We start from the raw sequence: 3,280 nt of genomic DNA, 5'->3' as shown, positions 1-3,280 counted from the left end.
AAAAAAAAACGCTCACTCGCCGTCAAATAGCGTGAGCGGTTACACGATTGGACAAGTCCGTCTGAAGGTACTGCCCACCTGTTGTATCCATATCCGTACGTAACACGGGAAGTTTTGACCATGCACAAAATGGTTTTTTCCGTTGGAACCACGCAGCTCCAGGTTCTGATCACGGGCCAACGCAACACGAGGTTGTTCAACGAGCAAAACCACATGGATGCGGTGCTGGTGTTACCGGACAACACATTCACCAAATTATCAGCCCAGGCTCGTCCAGAGGACAAGTGGAGCATTCAAGGAATCATGCTATCCAACTGGAAAGACAGTGGTCACGCTTTGCGTGTTCTCAGCCTACAGCTGCCAGAGGCAAAACGCTGGCTGTTAACGGGTACGGTGGTGACATACGAAGACACGATGCAGATGACTACGATCGCATTGTTCTGCGGCCTGTTCACCAGCCTCGTGCTATACTTCGCGTGCCTCAGTGCACTATATATCCGCTTGACAGAAGAAAGACGCGAGGCGAATTCTCCACTGATGACCGTGTTATGGAAGATAGGGACAGACAGAAAAGAGCTCCAGAAACTTTATTGGGTAGACAGTGTACGTCTCTTCGTCATACCATTCATCGTTGCGGCCGTCCATTCCACTGTGGCTATGATAGAGTACTCACACTTGGTCACGACGACTGGAACCGGATTTATTGCATTCTTTGTAACGCTTGTGATATTCGGGGCAGGAGTCGCTGTGATGACGTTCGTAGGCATTGCATATAGATACCCGCGCTCCACTCTTGTGGATGCAGAGTGGATACACGAACAGTGAGCATGGTGTCCCACACGATGCCGCTACGGGTGGACCTGAGGACAATCTGTTGAATCTGTCGTCAAGGCTGTGAAAATGATTGGTATATGATGGATACAGAGTCCCCATCAACTCGGGACCGCCTAAATCAAGTTTCGTTTTACCCTGGGTCAAAGTTTGATGGAGGCATGTGCGTCGGCACAGCCTCCGTCCACCACATGAGTAACTTCACAGAGTTCATTTTTCGCCCGAGGATAGCGGGCTTAAGATCTCGTACGCATCTTCCGCACTTCGAATCTGCTTCACCTGTGACGCCATGCTCCCCTCGCGCACCAGCGCGATCTTCACCTTCGGTATTCTGTACCCCATGTTCAAACCTCCCGGACCGGCCGTGTGCCTCCTTGGGCAGGGTCCCGCCCAGGGCAGGCGACCGGTCCCAGGGAGGCACGGGGTACAGCCGGATCGGCACTATGCCGGCCGAAGCCTTACCTCCAACACGGACCGTCGATGTTGGATTTACAAAACGCAGGAATCGCACACGCCCAACTCAATCACCAATATGTGTTGCAAAGAACACTGTCTCGCTCACCGTACCGGTTCAGCATCCGCACTACATCCTCGCGATGTAGAAACTTCGGCGCATCAAGCGGAGCCTCGCATTCGGAAAGACGATGTACCAGTCGTCCCCCATCTCGATCCGCCCGTGCACGTATTGGGCACCGACCATGCTGTCCACTCCGTCGCCACAGTGCAAGTCTCGTTCGTACTCCCCTGCGTCGGAATGGAACTGCCACCGTTCAATGGCCTCGTTAAACCGCAAAACTCCACGCTTCACTTGCCTCTCGCCCTCCCCTTTGGTGTGCTGTCGCGCGTTGCACGACGCGGGTACACCGCACTTCCGCCCGCGTCACGGCACCGGAAGTTCTCTGGTGTACGGCATGACGACCCGGCTCATCGTTCCAGAACGACGAACGCCATCGGCATGCCAGTCGATGAGTGTTGAACACCCCATGGCTCCATTGTCCGACCCACCGATGGACCGCACCACATGATAGAAACGCAATCTTCTCGTCGGCCCGATAACCACGTTTCGATTGACCTGCTCATTATAAATGGTCAGGTCACTTGATTTTCCTTGATAAATCGCGCATTTTTTATGCATGGGAGTCGTTTGAGTGTCAAACTGTGTTATATTCCTGGGCAGAGATCTCGAAAGGAGGATGTGGCCGTGGCCCCAGGTGAAGGGCAAATCATCCCGCGGGGTACGGCACGGGATGGACGGACACCTGCATGGCAGGTTCGCGCGTTTCTCGGAAGAGATGCGAACGGCAAAAAACGCTACGTGTATCGAACCGTACACGGCTCAGAGCGTGAGGCTAGGAAGATCTTGCGTGAATTGCTCGCGGAACGGGACAAGGGAACCCTCGTCCAAGAGAGCAAGGATACCGTGGCGACGTATCTCATGCGTTGGTTGGAAACGCACAAGGCGGCCGTGAAGGAACGAACCTTCAACAACGATTCGGATATGCTTACATTATCCCTTCGTTGAGGCCCATCCGCCTGACCAAATTGCGCCCTCTGGACATTCAGGAGACGTATGCAGAACTGCAACAAACGAGGGGGCTCAGCGGAAGCACAATCCGGCGCGCCCATGCGGTCTTTCACAACGCGTTGCGCCAGGCGGTAAAATGGCAACTCATTCGTCAGAACCCTGCTGAGCTCGTCGACCTTCCGAAAGCCGAGACCACAGAAATGAAGGCCCTTAAACCCGAAGAAGCGGAACGGTTTCTCGAAGCGTGTACCAGCGACCGCTATGGACCCCTGTTCATGTTCCTGTTGACCACCGGTGTCCGCCCCAGCGAAGCCTACGGACTGCTCTGGGATGAGGTGGACCTGGCCAACGGAACCATCTACATCCGGCGAGTGTTGACGCGCCCCAGAAGCGGAGGGTGGAAGTTCGAAAGCCCGAAAACCAAGAGCGGAATCCGGTCGGTCGTCATGCCGAAGGAAACCATGGAGGCCTTGCGCGAGTGGAAGCGAGAACAAAATGCCATCATCCTGGCCTCAGGGGGCAACTACCACAGCCACGGCCTGGTGTTTGCCGCTGAAAACGGCGAGCCCCTGCAAGAGCGCAATATTATTCAGCGCCACTTCAAACCAGTTCTGAGGGCAGCTGGACTCGACGACAGCATCCGTCTGTACGACCTCCGTCACTCCTATGCGACGTTAGCCCTCATGGCGGGCGTCCCTGTGAAGGTCGTCTCCTCGAACCTTGGACACGCAGACATCAGCCTGACGCTGAAGGTGTACAGCCACGTGTTCGCCGAGATGAAAGAGGAAGCTGCTCTGAAACTGCAGGACTGCCTCTTCAGCAAGTCGTCGTCCGTGGAGCGGGCACTGTGATCGACTCGGCCAACTTGCTCGGGAGCTCTTCGTCTGACACCCACTGACACCCACTGACACCCACTGACACCCA

5 protein-coding genes are annotated in these 3,280 nt (G+C 55.2%); 3 read left to right on the top strand and 2 right to left on the bottom strand.

Going from position 1 to position 3,280, the window contains the following annotated elements:
- The first annotated feature begins 120 nt into the window (after positions 1-120).
- A complete protein-coding gene (locus tag H522_RS0116295) occupies positions 121-825 on the top strand; it encodes a hypothetical protein (protein WP_026963124.1) in 705 nt (234 codons plus the stop codon).
- 216 nt (positions 826-1,041) lie between these two features.
- On the opposite strand, the gene H522_RS22395 is transcribed toward H522_RS0116295, so the two are convergent.
- Both H522_RS22395 and H522_RS20075 read right to left on the bottom strand, forming a co-directional pair.
- Positions 1,042-1,173: a hypothetical protein gene (locus H522_RS22395; RefSeq protein ID WP_281173109.1), complete on the bottom strand. Its 132-nt coding sequence runs from the start codon at positions 1,171-1,173 to the stop codon at positions 1,042-1,044.
- A gap of 241 nt (positions 1,174-1,414) precedes the next feature.
- Positions 1,415-1,639 carry a DUF5348 domain-containing protein gene (locus tag H522_RS20075; RefSeq protein ID WP_051344379.1) on the bottom strand — a complete coding sequence of 75 codons (225 nt, stop codon included), beginning with the start codon at positions 1,637-1,639 and terminating at the stop codon, positions 1,415-1,417.
- Positions 1,640-2,032: 393 nt separating this feature from the next.
- Between H522_RS20075 and H522_RS20070 the strand changes: the two genes are divergently transcribed.
- Both H522_RS20070 and H522_RS20065 read left to right on the top strand, forming a co-directional pair.
- Positions 2,033-2,353: a hypothetical protein gene (locus H522_RS20070; RefSeq protein ID WP_051344378.1), complete on the top strand. Its 321-nt coding sequence runs from the start codon at positions 2,033-2,035 to the stop codon at positions 2,351-2,353.
- Positions 2,354-2,556: 203 nt separating this feature from the next.
- Complete coding sequence (locus H522_RS20065) at positions 2,557-3,207, top strand: site-specific integrase (RefSeq protein WP_155836525.1); 651 nt, start codon at positions 2,557-2,559, stop codon at positions 3,205-3,207.
- The last annotated feature ends 73 nt before the right edge of the window (positions 3,208-3,280 follow it).

It is taken from the genome of Alicyclobacillus herbarius DSM 13609 (genome assembly GCF_000430585.1).
In the GTDB taxonomy this organism is placed as follows: Bacteria; Bacillota; Bacilli; order Alicyclobacillales; family Alicyclobacillaceae; genus Alicyclobacillus_G; species Alicyclobacillus_G herbarius.
Note: the sequence above shows the minus strand (reverse complement) of the source record. Positions and strands in the feature narration are given on the sequence as shown.